19 protein-coding genes are annotated in these 18,615 nt (G+C 40.6%); 11 read left to right on the forward strand and 8 right to left on the reverse strand.

The window, feature by feature from the left end; all coding sequences use genetic code 11:
- The first annotated feature begins 5 nt into the window (after window positions 1-5).
- The 5 genes from NYE67_RS02345 to fabG all read left to right on the forward strand — a co-directional run bounded on the left by NYE67_RS02345 (window position 6) and on the right by fabG (window position 4,655).
- Window positions 6-911 (forward strand): dihydrodipicolinate synthase family protein, encoded by a 906-nt coding sequence (locus NYE67_RS02345; RefSeq protein ID WP_340726870.1) that lies wholly within the window; start codon window positions 6-8, stop codon window positions 909-911.
- Complete coding sequence (locus NYE67_RS02350) at window positions 908-1,858, forward strand: U32 family peptidase (RefSeq protein WP_340726871.1); 951 nt, start codon at window positions 908-910, stop codon at window positions 1,856-1,858. The genes NYE67_RS02345 and NYE67_RS02350 overlap by 4 nt, the downstream gene beginning before the upstream one ends.
- Window positions 1,851-2,807: a C-terminal binding protein gene (locus tag NYE67_RS02355; RefSeq protein ID WP_340726872.1), complete on the forward strand. Its 957-nt coding sequence runs from the start codon at window positions 1,851-1,853 to the stop codon at window positions 2,805-2,807. The genes NYE67_RS02350 and NYE67_RS02355 overlap by 8 nt, the downstream gene beginning before the upstream one ends.
- 75 nt (window positions 2,808-2,882) lie before the next feature.
- Window positions 2,883-3,884: an Ldh family oxidoreductase gene (locus NYE67_RS02360; protein WP_340726873.1), complete on the forward strand. Its 1,002-nt coding sequence runs from the start codon at window positions 2,883-2,885 to the stop codon at window positions 3,882-3,884.
- Between the two features lie 18 nt (window positions 3,885-3,902).
- Entirely contained in the window at window positions 3,903-4,655 is a 753-nt protein-coding gene (gene fabG / locus NYE67_RS02365; RefSeq protein ID WP_340726874.1) for a 3-oxoacyl-ACP reductase FabG, read from the forward strand.
- Window positions 4,656-4,863: 208 nt separating this feature from the next.
- Here the strand turns inward: fabG and NYE67_RS02370 are convergent, their stop codons facing one another.
- A complete protein-coding gene (locus tag NYE67_RS02370) occupies window positions 4,864-6,045 on the reverse strand; it encodes a pyridoxal phosphate-dependent aminotransferase (RefSeq protein ID WP_340726875.1) in 1,182 nt (393 codons plus the stop codon).
- Window positions 6,046-6,200: 155 nt separating this feature from the next.
- Here NYE67_RS02370 and NYE67_RS02375 point away from each other — a divergent pair, with 155 nt between their 5' ends.
- From NYE67_RS02375 to NYE67_RS02400, 6 genes are all read left to right on the forward strand, one after another.
- Entirely contained in the window at window positions 6,201-6,992 is a 792-nt protein-coding gene (locus tag NYE67_RS02375) for a carbon-nitrogen family hydrolase (protein ID WP_340726876.1), read from the forward strand.
- A 336-nt stretch (window positions 6,993-7,328) separates the two neighbouring features.
- Window positions 7,329-7,490 (forward strand): hypothetical protein, encoded by a 162-nt coding sequence (locus tag NYE67_RS02380; protein WP_340726877.1) that lies wholly within the window; start codon window positions 7,329-7,331, stop codon window positions 7,488-7,490.
- A gap of 560 nt (window positions 7,491-8,050) precedes the next feature.
- Window positions 8,051-9,304 (forward strand): Y-family DNA polymerase, encoded by a 1,254-nt coding sequence (locus NYE67_RS02385; RefSeq protein ID WP_340729018.1) that lies wholly within the window; start codon window positions 8,051-8,053, stop codon window positions 9,302-9,304.
- A gap of 13 nt (window positions 9,305-9,317) precedes the next feature.
- On the forward strand, window positions 9,318-9,638 hold the full coding sequence (locus NYE67_RS02390; protein WP_340726879.1) for a YolD-like family protein: 321 nt from the start codon (window positions 9,318-9,320) through the stop codon (window positions 9,636-9,638).
- 270 nt (window positions 9,639-9,908) lie between these two features.
- Window positions 9,909-10,859, forward strand: a complete 951-nt coding sequence (locus tag NYE67_RS02395; protein WP_340726881.1) for an L-threonine 3-dehydrogenase — start codon at window positions 9,909-9,911, stop codon at window positions 10,857-10,859.
- Window positions 10,860-11,216: 357 nt separating this feature from the next.
- Window positions 11,217-12,830, forward strand: coding sequence for a long-chain fatty acid--CoA ligase (locus NYE67_RS02400; protein WP_340730874.1), 1,614 nt, complete (start codon window positions 11,217-11,219; stop codon window positions 12,828-12,830).
- A gap of 35 nt (window positions 12,831-12,865) precedes the next feature.
- On the opposite strand, the gene NYE67_RS02405 is transcribed toward NYE67_RS02400, so the two are convergent.
- The 7 genes from NYE67_RS02405 to NYE67_RS02435 form a co-directional block, all read right to left on the reverse strand.
- Window positions 12,866-13,099 carry a sulfate permease gene (locus NYE67_RS02405; RefSeq protein WP_340729019.1) on the reverse strand — a complete coding sequence of 78 codons (234 nt, stop codon included), beginning with the start codon at window positions 13,097-13,099 and terminating at the stop codon, window positions 12,866-12,868.
- A gap of 66 nt (window positions 13,100-13,165) precedes the next feature.
- Entirely contained in the window at window positions 13,166-13,945 is a 780-nt protein-coding gene (gene trpA, locus NYE67_RS02410) for a tryptophan synthase subunit alpha (RefSeq protein ID WP_340729020.1), read from the reverse strand.
- A complete protein-coding gene (trpB, locus tag NYE67_RS02415; protein WP_340729021.1) occupies window positions 13,942-15,129 on the reverse strand; it encodes a tryptophan synthase subunit beta in 1,188 nt (395 codons plus the stop codon). Before trpB ends, trpA begins: the two co-directional genes overlap by 4 nt.
- Complete coding sequence (locus NYE67_RS02420; RefSeq protein ID WP_340729022.1) at window positions 15,126-15,743, reverse strand: phosphoribosylanthranilate isomerase; 618 nt, start codon at window positions 15,741-15,743, stop codon at window positions 15,126-15,128. The genes trpB and NYE67_RS02420 overlap by 4 nt, the downstream gene beginning before the upstream one ends.
- The gene (gene trpC / locus NYE67_RS02425) at window positions 15,740-16,534 is read right to left on the reverse strand and encodes an indole-3-glycerol phosphate synthase TrpC (protein ID WP_340729023.1); all 795 of its coding nucleotides are present in this window, start codon (window positions 16,532-16,534) and stop codon (window positions 15,740-15,742) included. Before trpC ends, NYE67_RS02420 begins: the two co-directional genes overlap by 4 nt.
- The gene (gene trpD, locus NYE67_RS02430; RefSeq protein WP_340729024.1) at window positions 16,531-17,568 is read right to left on the reverse strand and encodes an anthranilate phosphoribosyltransferase; all 1,038 of its coding nucleotides are present in this window, start codon (window positions 17,566-17,568) and stop codon (window positions 16,531-16,533) included. The genes trpC and trpD overlap by 4 nt, the downstream gene beginning before the upstream one ends.
- Window positions 17,569-17,574: 6 nt before the next feature.
- On the reverse strand, window positions 17,575-18,558 hold the full coding sequence (locus tag NYE67_RS02435; protein ID WP_191700739.1) for a metal ABC transporter ATP-binding protein: 984 nt from the start codon (window positions 18,556-18,558) through the stop codon (window positions 17,575-17,577).
- Between the last annotated feature and the right edge of the window lie 57 nt (window positions 18,559-18,615).

The raw sequence follows: 18,615 nt of genomic DNA on the forward strand, positions 1-18,615 counted from the left end.
AAATCATGAAGGGGATTATTTCACCAGTTGTTACACTATTAGATGAAAACGGCAAAATAGATATAGAAAAAAACAAGGATATGCTTGATAAAATAATCGATGGCGGGGTACATGGCATCGTATTGTTAGGCAGTTCAGGAGAGTTTCCTCATTTCACATTAAATGAGAAAAAGGAATATTTAAGTAAGATAATCCCTTATTTAAATAATCGGGTTCCTGTACTTGTCGGAACTGGTAGTACCGTCTTAGAAGAAACAGTTGAATTATCGGATTTTGTAGGGCAATTAGGTGGAGAGGGTATACTTGTTGTACATCCTTATTATTGGACGATGAGTGAAGAACAAATCTATACCTATTATGCCGAATTAGCAAAACGTGTAATAATCGATATTTATTTATATAATATTCCACAATTAACAGGGCAGGAAATTCCGGTTAATATCATTGTAAAACTTGCGAGTGAGTTTCCTCATATTAAAGGGATCAAAGAAACGGTAGGAAGTATGGCAAGAATACGAAATGTCATCAATGCAGTGAAGTCTGTAAAGCCGGATTTCCATGTGTACAGTGCATTTGATGAGCATTTATTGGACGCACAAATTCTGGGGGCATCCGGCAGTATTAATGGTACATCCGTATTTCTGCCTGAGTTATCAGTCAGCCTGTATAACGCCATTCAAAATAATGACTTTCAACAGATTAAGAAGTTGCATCAGCAAATTAGCGAGTTAATGGATCTCTACTCTTGGCACCCATCATTTTATATTTCAATGAAGGAAGCCGTTTATGCAAGGTGGTATCCAACAGAACGGGTAAATTTGAAAACACCGTTTGTTAATAATGAACAGGATTTGAGAAGTTTAGCGCAAGCAATGTTAACGAAAAGCTTAGTTTTAGGAGGAACGAAATGAATCAGTCCGTTGAATTTCTAGAAAAGTTAGGTTACCCAGCACGAGATTATCAGGACTTACCTACTTCATCGAAGCGTTTTCCTGATGGGGCACAATACCGTATCGAGCTGCCGAGTGTTGAAGGACCTGTAGCATTGAAGGAAACATTAAAAGCAATTGATGAATACGGTTTAACTATTCACCGGATTTCACAAGGTAGTGGAATTATGCTTCAGACGGATGAGGAAATTGAAGAAATGTGTCAATTAACTTCAGAGCGCGGAATAGAACTAAGCCTGTTTGTCGGGCCAAGAGGGACATGGGATATTAGTGCGGGACCGCTAACAGCTGCAGGGAAATCGCAGGCGTTACGTCATGAAGGTGCCGATCAGTTAGTATATGCAATGGAAGATTTGAAGCGCGGTGCGGATTTAGGGTTACGTGGAGCACTTGTGGCTGATGAAGGGCTTCTTTATATTAGTAAGAAAATGAAAGAGGAAGGTTTGCTGCCTGAAGATTTTGTTATTAAAGTTTCAGTTCAGATGGGCGCATGTAATCCTGTTTCAGTGAAAATTATGGAGGATTTAGGTGCAGATACTTACAACGTCCCTTCCTCTTTAACATTAGCAAAGCTTGCTGCAATTCGTCAGGCAATTGATATTCCGATTGATATCTATATAGAAGTACCGGATAATTTTGGTGGCTTTTTAAGATATTATGAAATTCCGGAAATTATTCGAGTGCTTTCTCCGGTATACATTAAGTTCGGGTTACGTAATCATCCTGATGTCTATCCGTCTGGAAAACAATGGGAAGCAACTAACCTGTCACTGGCTCGTGAACGTGTTCGTCGTGCAGCGATCGGGATGGATATGATTAAACGTTACTGTCCGGAAGCAAAGATGTCAGAGCTAGGAGCAGAAGGTCTTGGTGTCGCATCTGTACGAAAGGAGCCAAAACATGTTTAAAGTAGTGCTGACGGATTACGAATTTGATACTTTAGAGTATGAAGAGCGTGTCTTTACTGAGAGTGGTTTAGAAATTTCATTTATCAAAGCACAATGCAGAACAGAGGATGAAGTGATTGAAGCTGCGAAGGATGCGGACGCTATCATTAATCAGTATGCACCGCTATCAGAACGTGTTTTAAGATCGTTAACAAGTTGTAAAGTGATTTCTCGCTATGGGGTAGGTGTCGATACAATCGACCTTGCCGCAGCAAAAGAATTAGGGATTAAAGTATGCAATGTTCCTGATTATGGAATCGAGGAAGTTTCTAACCATACATTAGCGCTTCTTATGGCTTGGTCTCGTAAAATTGTAGAACTCAATAATGCGGTTAAAAATGGCGTATGGGATTTCAGTGTCGGTAAACCGATTTACCGTTTTGAAAACAGAGTTTTTGCAATATTCGGATTTGGTCGTATCCCGAGAAGAGTAATTGAAAAGGTAAAGCCATTAGGCTTTACATTAGTAGGCTATGATCCTTTTGTATCAGAAGAAGTAATGGCCAACTACGGTGTGAGGAAAGTGGAATTGGAGGAGGCTTTAAAAATCGGAGATATTCTTTCGTTCCACGTTCCATTAGTAGAAGAGACGAGACACCTGATCAATAAAGAAACATTAAAGTCATTGAAGGATGGCGTCTTCATTATTAATACCGCCCGCGGTCCAATTATTGAAACGGCAGCGTTAATCGAAGGCTTAAAAACTAAAAAAATTGCTGGTGCAGCATTAGATGTGGTTGAACATGAGCCTGTTCAGGCTGATCATGAATTACTAACATTTAATAATGTTTATATTACACCACATAGTGCGTTTTATTCTGTGGAAGCAATAGAAGAATTAAGAACGAAGACAACCAAAAATGTGGTCGATGTACTAGCAGGGCAAAAACCAGTGTATGTAGTTGTTTAATGTGTAGAGACTGCGCGGTCGTATCGGCTATGCAGTCTCTTTTTTATACCCAAATTGTGTAAATAGGAGGATTTTATGAAAATATCGGTTGATGATTATAAAAAATTTGTAACGAATAAATTTCTGGACAATGGTGTAACAGAGGAGCATGCCGCTATCGTAACGGAAATTCTATTATATGCAGATAGCAGAGGCATTCCTTCACACGGAATTTTAAGACTTCCTCATTATATTGAGCGTTTAAAACATCAAAGCATAAAAAGTAACCCGTCCCTTAAATATAACAGAATAAATGACGTCATCACTCAATTGAACGGTGATGATGGGCTTGGTCATGTCGTGGCGAAATACGCAATGGATGAGGCGATTTCGATTGCCTATAAAAAAGGGATTGGGGTTGTGAGTGTCAATAAAACATCCCATTCAGGTGCGGTTGGCTATTATGCGAAAATGGCAGCTGAAAAGAATATGATCGGTTTAATTTTTACACAAGCGGATGCTTTAGTTGCCCCTTATGGAGGTAAAGAAGCCTATTTAGGGGCGAATCCGATTGCATTTGGAGCTCCAACCGGCAAAGATTTTCCGATGGTACTGGATATTTCAACGAGCAAGGTATCATTCGGTAAGGTGATGATTGAAAAGGAAAAGGGAAATAAAATTCCGAAAGATTGGGGACTGGATGACCAAGGTGTTGCGACAGATAACCCGGCCGATGTGGTGGCATTACAACCTATGGAGAGAGCAAAGGGGTATGGATTGGCAATTTTGGTAGATATTCTTTCCGGAGTGTTAGCCGGCACAAATACAGGACGGGATATAGAACCGATGTATAAAGATTTAACAAAGCCTAGAGATTTAGGACAGTTTTTTTTAGTTATTAATCCAAGCTTTTTTGGGGCTTCTGAAAGTTTTATAAACAGTATGACATCGATGGTGTCTTCTATACAAGGCTGCCCTCCACAGGAAGGGTTTGAAAAAGTGTATATTCCGGGAGAAAGAGCAAATTTAAGAGAAAAAGATGTGCAGGAAAATGGAATTGACATTACTGATGAACAATATGAATTTTTAATTTCGTAAATTGAGGGAGGAAAAGTTATGGAATTATTCAATTTAAATGGGAAAAAGGCCCTTGTAACCGGTGGAAACCGTGGTATTGGAAAGGCAATTTCAATTGGCTTAGCGCAAGCAGGAGCAGAAGTTGTTATTGTTTCGCGTTCTTCGGCGGAAGAGGTAATAGAAGAAATTAAACAAAGCGGTGGGCAGGCGCACCATTATCCTTGTGATTTAAAGTCAAGAGCAAGTCGGGAAGAAGTGGTTCAAAAGATTCTTGATGAAATGGGTACCATCAATATTTTAGTAAATAATGCCGGTATTCAACAACGCTATCCATCGGAAGATTTCCCTCTGGAAGCATGGGACGAAGTGGTTGAAGTGAATATGACAGCCGTCTTTCATTTATGTAAGTTATTTGGTAAAAAAATGCTTGGTGAAGGATATGGAAAGATAGTAAATTTAGCTTCGGTTATCTCTTATCAAGGCGGCATTTATATTCCGGCATATTCAGCAAGTAAAGCGGGCGTAATGAATTTTACAAAAACCCTTTCAAATGAATGGGCCAGTAGAGGAATTACTGTAAACTGTGTAGCGCCTGGTTATATTGCAACAGATATGAATGAGGCACTTATCGCCGATGAAATTAGAAATAAACAAATCTTGGATCGTTTACCGGCAAAAAGATGGGGAAACCCTGCTGATTTGATTGGTGCAATCGTATTCCTTTCATCGCCTGCATCAGATTACGTGAATGGTATTACCATTCCAGTTGACGGTGGTTGGCTAGGTAGATAACTATTATTTTTATAACGTAACCAATTAGAAGTCTACTATTACTTTTATTTATAAACTGTAAACAGGCGTGTTTAAATTGTTAATGGCGCGTACTTTTCTCGGTCCTTCCGAAGTTACGCGGATTTACATATGTTAGATGCTGTAGCACAACAAAATGCGAGTCACGCGCCTCTAAAATATTTATTTATGTCCTAGTCTCTGAGTCACTTTATTCTAAAGTGACTTTCGCAAAAAGTCCAAGCTTCGCAATACGCTGTATGGCTTCGCGCAAACGCTCTTCATCTACGAGTAGCCCGACACGAATATAGCCTTCACCATACTCACCAAATCCATTTCCCGCAGCAACAGCAATATCCGCTTTTTCTAGTAAAAGGTCGGCAAATTGCTCGCTCGTATACGATGCAGGGACAGGAAGCCAGGCAAAAAACGAGCCTTTAGGTGCAGTAATATGCCAGCCGATTTTTTGAGCTTCTTCCACAAGGATATTTCGTCGTCGTTCATATAAATCCCGCAGTTCTTCCACGCAAGTTTGTTCTTCATTCAGTGCCAGGGCTGCGGCATGCTGAATTGCAGGGAACTGACTGCAAAAGAGATGGTCTTGAATAATATTAATTGCTTCTACTATTTCTGCATTTCCTACAGCAAATCCAATACGCCAACCCGCCATATTATAGGACTTCGACAAAGTATAAAGCTCAATGCCAACCTCCTTTGCACCAGGAGCCTGTAAAAAGCTAGGCGGACGCTCTCCATCAAAACCAATGGCACCATATGCAAAGTCATGTGCAACAGCGATACGGTTTTCCTTCGCCATCTGAACGGTTTGCTCGAAAAATTGCTTTGTGGCGATACCGCCAGTAGGGTTGTTCGGATAGTTTAAATACATAAGCTTGGCGCGCTGCTTTACTTCATCTGCCAGGGCACTATAGTCCGGCAAAAACTGATTTTCTGTTTTTAGTGGCATTGTATCGAATTTAACATCTGCAAGTGCTACTCCCGACAAATAATCAGGATAACCCGGGTCTGGAAGAAGCATATAGTCTCCAGGGTTTAATAGCGCAAGCGGAAGTTCGACTAAACCAACCTTTGTCCCACCAAGTATCGCAACCTCTGTATGCGGATCAATATCCACATTATATTCACGTTTATAAAAGTCGGCTGCTGCTTGTTTTAATTCCGCAATGCCGCGAAATGGAGAATACTTATGTGTTTGCGGATCAGTTGCCGCCATCTGCAATGCTTCAACAATATGTGCCGGTGTTGGCTGGTCTGGATTTCCTTGACCTAAATTAATGACATCGCGCCCTTCTTCCATTGCTGCATTCACCTTATTCACAAGCGCTGCAAAAAATTGTGGAGGAAGCTGTTGTAGTTTTTTTGAGAATTCCATTATTCATCATCCTTTAAAAATATTAAAATTAATCTTAGTACTTTTCTAGGTTTAAGTAAAGTGAAGATTTTGATAACTTAAAGTAGAATGTTACAATAGAAGGCAAGTATGCGAAAACTATACGTAGGAAAATTATTTAAAGGCGGTGTCTATTTATGAAAATCGGCTGTATTCAATTAAATGTAGGTTTTGGAAAAGTAGATGAAAACTATGAGCGTGCAGAAAAATTCATTCGTGAAGCGGCAGCAGGTGGCGCAGAAATTATCGTATTACCTGAAATGTGGAATACTGGTTATGCGCTTGAAAAATTAGATGCGCTTTCTGATACTAACGGAGAACGTACAAAAGCATTTTTAAGCGGGCTAGCAAAGGAATTGGCAGTACATATTGTCGGTGGTTCCGTATCGGTAAAACGTGACGACAAGTTTTATAATACAATGTACACATATAATCGTGATGGAGAATTGGTCGGCGAGTATAGTAAAGCACATTTATTCCGTTTAATGGATGAGCATTTGTATTTGGAGTCAGGGAATGAGATGAACCGCTTTGCATTAGATGAGCTGGAAGCTGGTGGTGTCATTTGTTATGACATTCGTTTCCCGGAATGGTTACGCTCTCATGCATTGGATGGTGCAAAGGTATTGTTTGTACCGGCACAATGGCCAACGCCGCGTATCGATCATTGGAAAGTTTTATTACAGGCCCGTGCTATTGAAAATCAGTGCTTCGTCGTGGCGGTAAATCGCATCGCACGTAAAGTGGAAAATTTCAACGGGCAATCGATGATTATCGGTCCATGGGGCGAGGTTCTTTGGACAGGTGCAGAAGATGAGGAGCTGGCAATTATTGATGTTGATTTTTCGAATGTCGATGAGGTGCGCGGACGAATCCCGGTTTACGAGGATCGCCGCCCGGGTCTTTATGAGAAAGTAATAAAAGAATAAATTTTTGAAGCGTACCAGGTAGCTATTAACGGGTTCGGTTGATAGGGAGAGAACAGTAAAAACATAACATTTGGGGACACAATTCGCATATTAATTGGTGTCCCTGTTTTTGTTATTATAACAACATTTAGATGCTTTATATGGTCAAATTGACACACCATTTGGCTTAAGAATTAGCATCAGCGCATAAATTTATGTTCCTTTGTTAATTCCATTGTCAAAACCATTGCTAATTATATTTATTTGAATGTCATTTTTTAGAAGGAAGTTAATGAATAGTTAAAATATACTGAATATTATGTAATTATGCAAAGTTGAAGAGGAGGATTTAATTATATGGGGAGAATTATAATTGCAATTATATTAACAATTTTGGGTGGAATTTTCGGAAGTTTTTTAGAAAGCTTTTTAGAACCACCAATCTTTGCAAACAGCATTCCGCTTGCAATTATGGGAGGATTTATTTTAGCAGAGATTCAGCGTAAAAATGATAAATAGAAGGAGATTTTAGTTCAATAAAGATAGTAAAATATTTCGACAAAAAAACGCTCAGAGTGAGCGTTTTTCTTGTTATTTATATAACCCATTTCACTGCTGAAACGTGTGCTGATTAACCTGTTATTTGTGTTGCTAATTGATTTTTCTCTCCATTAACCGAACCTGTTAGATAGATATGGATTCAACTAGAAAATAGAGAGTGGAGATTAAGTTGCATCAAGTGGCGAATAAAAAGTTTAATTGTCTATTAAAATTTCAAGCGACGATTATCGGTGCTTAAGTGACGAATATGTAATACCGATTGACGATTAAGTTTATGAAATTGACGATTAAGTAACTACAGTTGACGAATATGAACAAAGAAGAGACGAATAAAATTCCCTGACCTTAAAATAATATTCAATAGATTGTCTAAAAAGAGCCTAAATTAGATAAATAACGCAAAATATCTGATGAAAAAAATTATCCTTTGAGCAAAGTTCCCCATTACTTACCACTTGCCATCTCACATGTCTCATTTTAATATAAGAACAAATGTTCTCTTTAAGGAGATGAGCTTCATGTATGAAAATGCACCAGAACGCTCGATTATATGTATTGATATGCGCAGCTTTTATGCGAGCTGTATCGCATCGTTAGAAAACTTAAATGTAATGGAAGTGCCAATTGCCATTGTCGGGAATTTTCAGCAAAAGGGAAGCGTCGTACTTGCTGCATCGCCTCCAATGAAAAAGCGCTTTAATATTCGTACCGGATCACGTTTGTTTGAAATCCCGCCACATCCGGACATTCGCCTATTTGAGCCGCGAATGTCACTCTTTATTCGTATGTCGATGGAAATTACACGTTTGTTCAATAATTTCGTTCCAAAAGAGGCCATTCATGTATATAGCGTAGATGAAAGCTTTATCGATTTAACAGGGACAGAAAAATTATGGGGAAATCCTGAAGAAACGGCGCAGTATATTCAACAACTTATTTACAACCAATTTGACATTCCATGTGCAGTCGGTTTTGGACCAAATATGCTCATGGCAAAGCTGGCGCTGGATATTGAAGCAAAGAAAACGGGATTTGCGAAATGGACATATAATGATGTAGCGGAAAAATTATGGCCGATAATGCCGCTATCTACAATGTGGGGAATTGGTCGTCGTACAGAAAAAACGCTGAATCATATGGGTATTTACTCTGTTTATGATTTAGCGCATACCGATTTATCCCTACTGGAAAAACGCTTTGGAGTGTTGGGTAATCAGCTCTATTATCATGCATGGGGAATCGATCACTCGACTGTTGGTGCCCCAATCATGCAGGGGCAAATCAGCTTCGGAAAAGGGCAAATGCTCATGCGTGATTACCGCAGCCGAAAGGAAATTTTAGTCGTACTGCTTGAAATGTGTGAAGACGTAGCAAGGCGTGCAAGGGAAGCAAAGAAAACCGGACGAACGATATCATTGGGACTTAGCTATAGTAAAGATGCTTTCGGAGGTGGATTTCATCGTTCGCGTACAATTGATGAGCCGACAAATGATACATTGAAGATTTTTGAAGTATGTAAACAATTACTCGACGAATTTTACGCAGAACGCCCAGCACGCAAAATTACAATTACATTAAGTAATATCGAAAGTGAATATTCAATGCAGCTAAGCTTATTTGATGAGAAGAGGTGGCGCAACCGTAAGCTCGGGGAAACAATGGACCGTTTACGTACAAAATACGGAACGACTGCCTTATTACGTGCAGTTTCCTATACAGAAGCGGGTACAGCACTTGCACGGTCGACATTAGTAGGCGGACATAAACAATAAGGGAGTGAACGCGATGAACAAAGATAGAGGTGTGATTAAATGGACCGCGATGATGTTACCCGAGCATGTAAAGTTATTGCGTGAATGGCAGGAAGAGGATGCATTGGTGATACAGCCTGAATTGGATGAAGCCCAATTGGAACAAATTAATATAAATTTACAGAGAGCCTATTCAGAAGCTAGCCCCATCCAATTGAAGGTGTGGGAGCAAACAGGCATTTACACAATTACAGGTATTATTCAAAAAGTAAATGTACACGAACAATATGTGAAGCTAACAGACAACCGAAAAATTCTATTTCACAATATTTATGAAGCCATATTGGATGAATAAAATTCCAACTATACTTATCTAGCGGGCATTACCCATTCGGATTTTGTACACGTACAAATGTATCGCTGAAAAAGAATATTCAAAAAATATTGTTTTTTACAAAAGAACACCCTATAATCAATTTCATGGAAATCTTTGAACATCAAGTTTTCATTGTAGATGATTGTGCTTTCCTGAAGGACAATTGTTTTTAGTGAATAAAAAATAATAGATAGAGTTCAGCAATATTTAGGGGTGGATTCATCTTTTAAAGGATAGGGAGGCTTCATCGTGAAAAAAATTATGGTGACCGGTGCTTTAGGTCAAATTGGTTCGGAATTAGTAGAGAAATTGCGTCATACGTATGGCGTTGACAATGTATTGGCAACAGATATTCGAAAAATTGATCAGCATGAAGGTCCATTTGAAGTATTGGATGTAACAGATGGGAAACGCATGCATGCGCTCGCACATGATTTTGGCGCAGATACGATGATTCATATGGCTGCACTACTATCAGCAACAGCAGAAAAAAATCCAGTTTTTGCATGGAATTTAAATATGGGCGGTTTAATGAATGCACTTGAAGTAGCACGTGAGCTCGATATGCAGTTTTTCACGCCAAGCTCAATCGGCGCATTCGGTCCTTCTACGCCAAAGGACAATACACCACAAGATACATTACAGCGTCCAACTACAATGTACGGAGTAAACAAGGTAGCGGGCGAATTATTATGTGATTATTACTATACACGCTATAGACTGGATACGCGCGGAGTCCGATTCCCAGGATTAATTTCTTATGTAACGCCACCAGGTGGGGGAACGACGGATTATGCAGTAGATATTTATTATAAGGCGATTGCAGAAGGTCGCTACACATCTTATATTGCAGAAGGTACTTATATGGATATGATGTATATGCCGGATGCACTGCAGGCAATTGTTGATTTAATGGAAGCAGACCCGGCAAAGCTTATACATCGTAATGCGTTTAATATATCAGCCATGAGCTTCGAGCCGTCGCAGATTGCAGCGGAAATTCAAAAGCATATTCCAAGCTTCTCAATGGATTATGATGTAGATCCGATACGTCAGGCAATTGCAGACAGCTGGCCAAATGCTATTGATTCATCGGCTGCTATTGAAGAATGGGGCTTTAAAGCAAGCTACGATTTGGAAAAAATGACGGTCGATATGCTAGAAAAACTAAAAGTACGATTAGCACAAAACGCAATTTAATTTATAGAGCGAGTGAACCTGTTGAAAAGCAGTTTCACTCGTTTTTTTATCGTAGATGAGTTTCTTAGATTAAGAAGCCAGTTATTTTCCTAAAGGGAAAACTTGGATTCCTTAGGTTGGGACAATTATCTAGTTTTTACAAACCCCTCACTTCACTTCTCAGTTCCCTCACAATCGCCTAATCTCAACTGAAATCAACAAACCTTAATAAGCAAAAAGTGCCATTATTAACAAAATATTTTCATTTTTCAGTATATTATATTAGAATGATGTTGTGGGATAAATTGGTAGACTTTTGTTGGGGATGGGGATTTGCCGATAAAAGAAACGCCTAATACAAGGGGGAAACAAACTATGATGATGCAAACACCACTCGTTCTAACAGATATGATCAAGCGTGCAGAAACGTATTATGCACACAAAGAAATAATATCACGTACAAGTGAGAATAAGGTTCACCGCCTTACATACGGGCAATGGGGAAAGCGCACGAGAAAACTGGCGCATGCATTAACAAAGTTAGGCATGGAACGCGGCGATAAAATTGCGTCATTTGCCTGGAATCAACACCGCCATTTAGAAGCGTACTTTGCAGTTCCATGTTCAGGTGCAATATTGCATATGGTCAATATTCGCCTATCACCGGAACATATTGCTTATATTATTAACCATGCAGAGGATAAAATTATTTTAATAGACGAAGATTTAGTGCCGTTAATTGAAGAAGTGCAACACGAATTAAAAACGGTGCAGCACTACATTATTATGGCAGATGGAGATTTGCCAAACACAACTTTGCCAAACGTCTTATCGTATGAAACATTGCTGGAAGAAGCAGATGAAGAATTTGCGTTCCCGGAAGATTTGGATGAAAATGAACCGGCAAGTATGTGTTATACAAGTGCGACAACAGGCAATCCAAAAGGAGTTGTCTATACACATCGTTCGCTCGTGCTGCATAGTATGTCCATCTCAATGGTGGATACGATGGGGATTTCGGAGCGTGACACGATTTTGCCGATTGTCCCGATGTTCCATGTAAATGCATGGGGTATGCCATTTGCTGCAGTGAATGTAGGAGCGACGCAAGTGTTAATCGGCCCACAATTTACACCAGCTTTAATTTTAGATTTCATCGAGCAATATAGTGTGACGAAAACAGCAGGAGTACCGACAATCTGGCTTGGCGCAATACAGGAGCTAGAAAAGAAGGCGCGTGATTTATCGTCATTACAGGCCATTTTCTGCGGGGGATCGGCTTCGCCAAAAGGGCTAATTAAGAAATATGAAGAAATGGGTGTCAATTATATTGTGGTGTACGGTATGACGGAAACTTCACCGATTGTTTCGATGTCACGTGATATGTCGCATATGGATGACTGGCCGTTAGATAAAAAAATTGAAACACGCGCAATGCAGGGGCTAACAGTTCCCGGAATTGAATCGAGCATCGTAAACGAAAACGGTGAAGTACCTTGGGACAACGAAACGATGGGGGAGCTACGTTTACGTGGACCTTGGATTGCAGCGGAGTATTATAAAGATGAGCGCACAGCGGAAGCATTTTCAGACGGATGGCTTTACACGGGTGATATAGCAGTCCGCTCAAAGGAAGGCTTCATTAAAATAACAGACCGCACAAAAGATTTAATCAAATCAGGAGGTGAATGGATTTCATCAGTTGATTTGGAAAATGCGCTTATGTCGCATGAAGCTGTATTTGAAGCGGCAGTAATTGCTATCCCACACGCGAAATGGCAGGAGCGGCCACTGGCATGTGTCGTATTAAAAGAGGAAGCAACCACTACAAAAGAGGAATTAATTTCATTTTTGGAAGGGCAATTTGCCAAATGGTGGCTACCAGATGATATCGTCTTCTTAACCGAAATTCCGAAAACCTCTGTAGGGAAGTTTTTAAAGGCGAAACTGCGTGAAAATGTAAACGAAATTTATCCGCAGCTCCAAGTGTAATAAAGAATTGCCGAAAAAAATGGGAACGCATCGAATTACCGAGCGTCCCCATTTTTTGTTGTTTTTCCAGCTGTGAAAAAACGTTTCATTAAGGAAAGTCCTAAGTTGAAAAGGAAAATAATAAGCGCTACACGAAAGAATGCAACAAAATATTGCCAAACGGTCGTACTCTCAATAAAGAGTAATGACATATTGTCGACTAAAACATACGTAAAATAACCTGCAAGTGCGATGAAAAATATCCCAGCAAAAAAATCCTTAACATTCATTCTTTGGCCTCCATCCGCTACTACTTAATAAGTAAACGATACCACAGGAGGGAAAGAGAAAGTAGACTAATTTATCGTAGCTTTTTTCGTCGCCTGTACGAGTGTTTCAATCGTTGCCCAGTCCTGCTCAACTAGTGCAGTAACAATTTTACTGCCAACAATTACGCCATCTGCAATTTCACCAAAACTCTTCACATGTTCGGTTGTTGAAATCCCGAATCCTGCTAACACCGGAATGTTGCTTGCTGCTTTCAAGTTTGCAAAGTGCCCGGCAAGTTCTGTAGCAAAGCTTGCACGTTCACCGGTAATACCATTTACCGTAACGGCATAAACGAAGCCTTCACTTGCAGTGGCTAATTTCTTAATACGTTCAGGAGGGCTCATTAATGACACGAGCTGAACAAGCGCAATGCCGTTTTCTTTTAAAGCGTCATGCAATAAAGCACTTTCTTCGTAAGGCATATCCGGTACAATCAGTCCTTGAACACCACCACGTTTTGCATCCTCTGCAAATGCTTCAATTCCATAAGCTAAAATCGGGTTTAAGTAAGTCATGATAACAAGGGGGATATGGATTTCCTGTGCAAAGCTTTGCAGTTCAACCAGTACTTTTTTCAATGTCACACCGTGTGCAAGTGCACGTTCACCGGCTTGTTCAATTGTTGGTCCATCTGCTACAGGATCTGTAAATGGAATTCCGACTTCAATTGCGGAAACTCCGATTTGCTGAAGCTTTAATATAGTAGGTTTTAACGTTTCGATCCCGCCATCGCCTGCCATAATATAAGGAACAAATGCTTTGTCCCCATTTGCTAATACGTTCTCAAGCTGTTTTTGCAATGTCATTTCACGTCACCTCCAAGTTTATCCATTAATGTGTGAACATCTTTGTCCCCACGTCCTGATAAGCACACGACAATAATTTCATCTGCAGGACGGTCTTTGGCAAATTGTGCTGCATAGTAAACGGCATGGGCACTTTCCAATGCAGGCAAGATTCCTTCCGTTTCACATAACAGCTTCACACCTTCAAGTGCTTGTTCGTCTGTAACAGAAGGGTAGGATGCACGACCCGTTTCATGTAAATGACAATGCTCAGGACCAACACCAGGATAATCGAGCCCTGCCGAAATGGAATGTGCTTCTTGTACAAAACCATCTTCGTCTTGCAGTAAATACATGAAGGCACCATGTAGGACTCCTGTTTTCCCGACATGAATTGCTGCGGCATGTTTATCTGTATCTACACCCGAACCTGCAGCTTCTACCCCGTATAATGCAACATTTTGATCTTCCACAAACGGATAGAACATTCCAATCGCATTACTGCCGCCACCAATACAAGCAATAACTGTATCCGGAAGACGTCCTTCCTGCTGTAAAATTTGGGCACGTGTTTCATCCCCAATAACGCGTTGGAAATCACGGACAATTGTAGGGAAGGGGTGCGGGCCAAGTGCCGAACCTAAAATGTAATGCGTATCTTCAATATGAGTAACCCAGTGACGCAATGCTTCATTCACCGCATCTTTTAATGTGGCAGAACCTTTTTCTACCGCAACAACTTTTGTCCCGAGTAGCTCCATACGGAAAACGTTCAGTTGCTGACGGCGTACATCTTCTGCTCCCATATAAACGATACATTCCATATCAAGCAATGCACACGCAGTTGCCGTTGCAACACCATGCTGACCTGCACCTGTTTCAGCAACAATTTTCTTCTTCCCCATACGTTTTGCTAAAAGTGCTTGGCCGATCGCATTATTTATTTTATGAGCGCCCGTATGATTTAAATCTTCACGCTTTAAATAGATTTTCGCACCGCCAACTTTTTTCGTTAAACGCTCCGCAAAATAAAGGGGAGTTTCACGTCCGACATATTGCTTTAAATAGTAGTCAAGTTCTTCTTGGAAAGAGGAGTCTTTTTTTGCTTCCTCATATGCAACCTCCAATTCTTCAAGTGAAGTCATCAATGTCTCGGGCACGAATTGACCACCAAATCGTCCAAAGCGTCCTTTTACTGTCGTCATAAAATCAACTCTCCTTTTGCTATTTCAATAAAATTCGTAATTGCTGTCGAACTTTTTCGACCATCTACCTCTACACCACTTGAAACATCTACAGCAAATGGCTCGACCAGCATGATCGCCAGTCCTACATTTTCTTCATTTAAACCACCTGCTAAAATGACCTTATCCATCGGAATATTTACTTTATCCAAAAGCATCCAGTCAAATGATTCTCCACTACCTCCGCGGAAGTTTGTACCTGGTGCATCAAATAAATAGTAGTCGACATCATATGCTGCCGCTCGCTTAACATCTTCTTCCCCACGAATTGAAAATGCCTTAATAGCTGGCAGGCCGATTTCCTGTATTTGCTCCTGCGTTTCATCACCGTGATACTGGATATAGTCGAGTCCGACTTGATCGGCAATTTGTCGAATGACATCGTTCTCTTCATTTACAAAAACGCCTACCTTTTTTACCGTACTTGGAATACTCTTCGCCAGTTCGGTTGCTTCCTCTACTGTAATGCGTCGTTTACTGGGCGCAAACATAAATCCGATAAAATCCGCTCCAGCTTTTACCGCAGCTTCGACATGTTCAATTTCTTTCAATCCGCAAATTTTTACTTTAGTCATCTATTTTCGCCAACCTTCGCTATGATGTCGATTTGTAGTGCTTTAAGGGAATTCTTGACGTTTCCGCTCACCATTAATGATTCGCCAACTAAAACTCCTTTTGCGCCTGCATTCGCCACAAACTGTGCATCTTCAGCGTTCCAAATGCCACTTTCGCTAATAAATGCAATGGAAGAAGGGGGAAGATGCTGGGCAATTTCAGCGGTAGTTGTTAAGGAAACTTCAAATGTCTTTAAGTTACGATTATTAACTCCGACAATTTTCGCACTAATATTCAGTGCACGTTGTAATTCCTCTGTATCATGTACTTCTACAAGAACTTCCAGCTGTTTTTCCGTTGCATATGTGTAAAGTGCCTTTAATTGTTCATCCGTTAATGCTGCCACGATCAATAAAATGACTGAGGCGCCTGCAGCCTTTGCATAGTCAATTTGCACTTCATGAATCATGAAGTCTTTGCATAAAACTGGAATATTCACCGAATTTGCTACCGCATGTAAATCTTCGAAGCTGCCTTTAAAAAATGCCTGTTCTGTTAATACGGAAATGCAGGCAGCCCCGGCTTCCTCATACTGTCTTGCCTGTTCAACAGGGTCGATATGTGTCGCAATATCACCTTTTGATGGTGAGGCGCGCTTCATTTCAGAAATGACTTGCAACGTATTGGCGGTAATCAATGTTTCATACAAAGAGGGACGTACCTTATTAATTGCTGGGAAGTTTGGTGCTGATGCAAGTAAATCAGGTAATTCAAGCTCTTTTTGCGCTATAATTCGGTCTAAAATAGTCATCTAATCGTTTCCTCCTGCATCACTTTTTTGTTATAGGCAACAACACTTTCTAGCTTTTCATATGCACGACCCGACAGGATGCTGTCCTTTGCCATGTCGATCCCTTCTTTCATCGTGCTCGCTAAGCCATATGCAAAAAAACCAATGCCGGCATTTAACACGACTGTGTCGAAATATACACTTTGCTTTCCTTTTAATAAATCGCGCATTATTACTGCGTTATCAGCAGGGGTACCACCACGGATAGCCGATAATGGCTGTGCAGTTAAGCCTACATCTTCCGCACGAAGCTTAAACGGAATAATATCACCGTGGTCTAAAAGGACGAATGTATTCTCACCGTCCAATGATGCCTCATCCATTCCTTGTGCCCCGGATACGACAATCGCACGCTCACGGCCGAGCATGTGCAGCACTTCAGCATAATCCGTAGTAAAGTTAGGGCGGTTAATACCAACGAATTGAGTTTTTAAAGGTACAGGATTTGTTAAAGGTCCAACTAAATTAAAGATTGTCGGCTTTCCAAGTGATTGTCGAACTTCGCCGATTCGCTTTAGCTTTGGATGCATGTTTGGTGCATGTAAAAAGGCGATTCCGTGCTGTTTCAATAAATCTATCGTCTGTGCCGTGTCCGGGAGTAGGGTAACGCCAAGTGCTTCTAAAACATCGGAGCTGCCTGAAGCGCTCGACACTTTCCGGTTACCATGCTTCGCGACTAGAATGCCCCCGCCAGCTAACACGAAAGCGGCGGTCGTACTAATATTGAAACTTTGGAGGCCGTCGCCACCTGTACCACAATTATCGATATAAATACCTTCTGGTGCATCGACAGAGACGGCATGTGATTTCATGACAGAAGCGAGTCCGGCAACTTCATGTGCTGTTTCGCCTTTGATACTCATTGCTGTTAAAAAGGCAGCTATCTGTTCTTTCGGTGTCTGCTCATTAAAAATGAGTTGTGCAGCCTGCTGCATCTCTTCGAACACTAAATGCTCTTTTCGCTCGATTTGTTCAATAAACGGAAGTAAAGACATACATAATCATCCTTTCAATAGTGAGTGGAATGGGGCATCCTCACTCGTTTCTGTGTGAAGATGTGCAACATTTCCCTGAATCGTTATCGTATTATCGGGTGTCGTGAAATCGACTTGTCCGTTAAACCCGATATAGCCGATTAATCCTTGTGCCGGCAGAAGCTCCTTTACAACATCAATCGCATGCAACGTTGGGTTCAGTGAGCCTTGTGTAGTTGTGGCCAATTTCTGCACTGAATTTTCCACACTAAATGGTTCAATCGGCAATGCTTTGTTTGTAACTGAAATAGATCCGTCCTGCACTTGCATAAAGTTTGCCTGTGATGTTCCAAGTACAGTGCAATCGTCAAATTCGACATAATACATATATGGTGCAGCATAATCAATCCGCATTTTTCGATAAAGCGAAAGGGCATCCCCGTCAAATTGTGCGGCATAATAACCGTTTCGTTCATTTTCGACATGGTTTAGGGTATACGATGTTTCTTCTGGTGTTGTACTTGTAAACAACTGCTCAATCAGTACATCAATATTTGGCTCCTCCTGCTCGGCTTCAATATTCGTATGGAAAACAGCAATCTCGTCTGTTAAATGATCGAAAATAACGAGTGTATCGTAAACATGAAACTGCAGTTCAGGCGATGGTTTTTGCAATGCATGAATATAGCCGATCCCCCCGCCTGTAAAAGGATATTCGGTATGTGATGATATGCGCGGCATTACTTGTTTAATCAATTGAATAAGCTCACCGTCATATGTGTACTCTCTATTGGATAGATGAGATTTATCAATAAGTTGCTGTCCGTTGCCGCTATAGGTTTTTCTTGGATTGACGCCGATGAAGGAATAGCGTCCATTACCTTCATATTTGGATGAGCTTTCTAAAAGAAATTTTCGTTCGCCCTTTAAACGTTGGAAAATGGAGATTGGTGTCAGTAGATCACCGTTCACTTTTTTCATTGATGTACGAAAACGTTGTTGAATTGCCATTCGACACACTCCTTTTAATTTTGGGAATAAAAAAAGTCCCCAGCAAAAGAATAAACT

The organism is Solibacillus sp. FSL W8-0474, from assembly GCF_038004065.1.
GTDB classification, from domain to species: domain Bacteria; phylum Bacillota; class Bacilli; order Bacillales_A; family Planococcaceae; genus Solibacillus; species Solibacillus faecavium.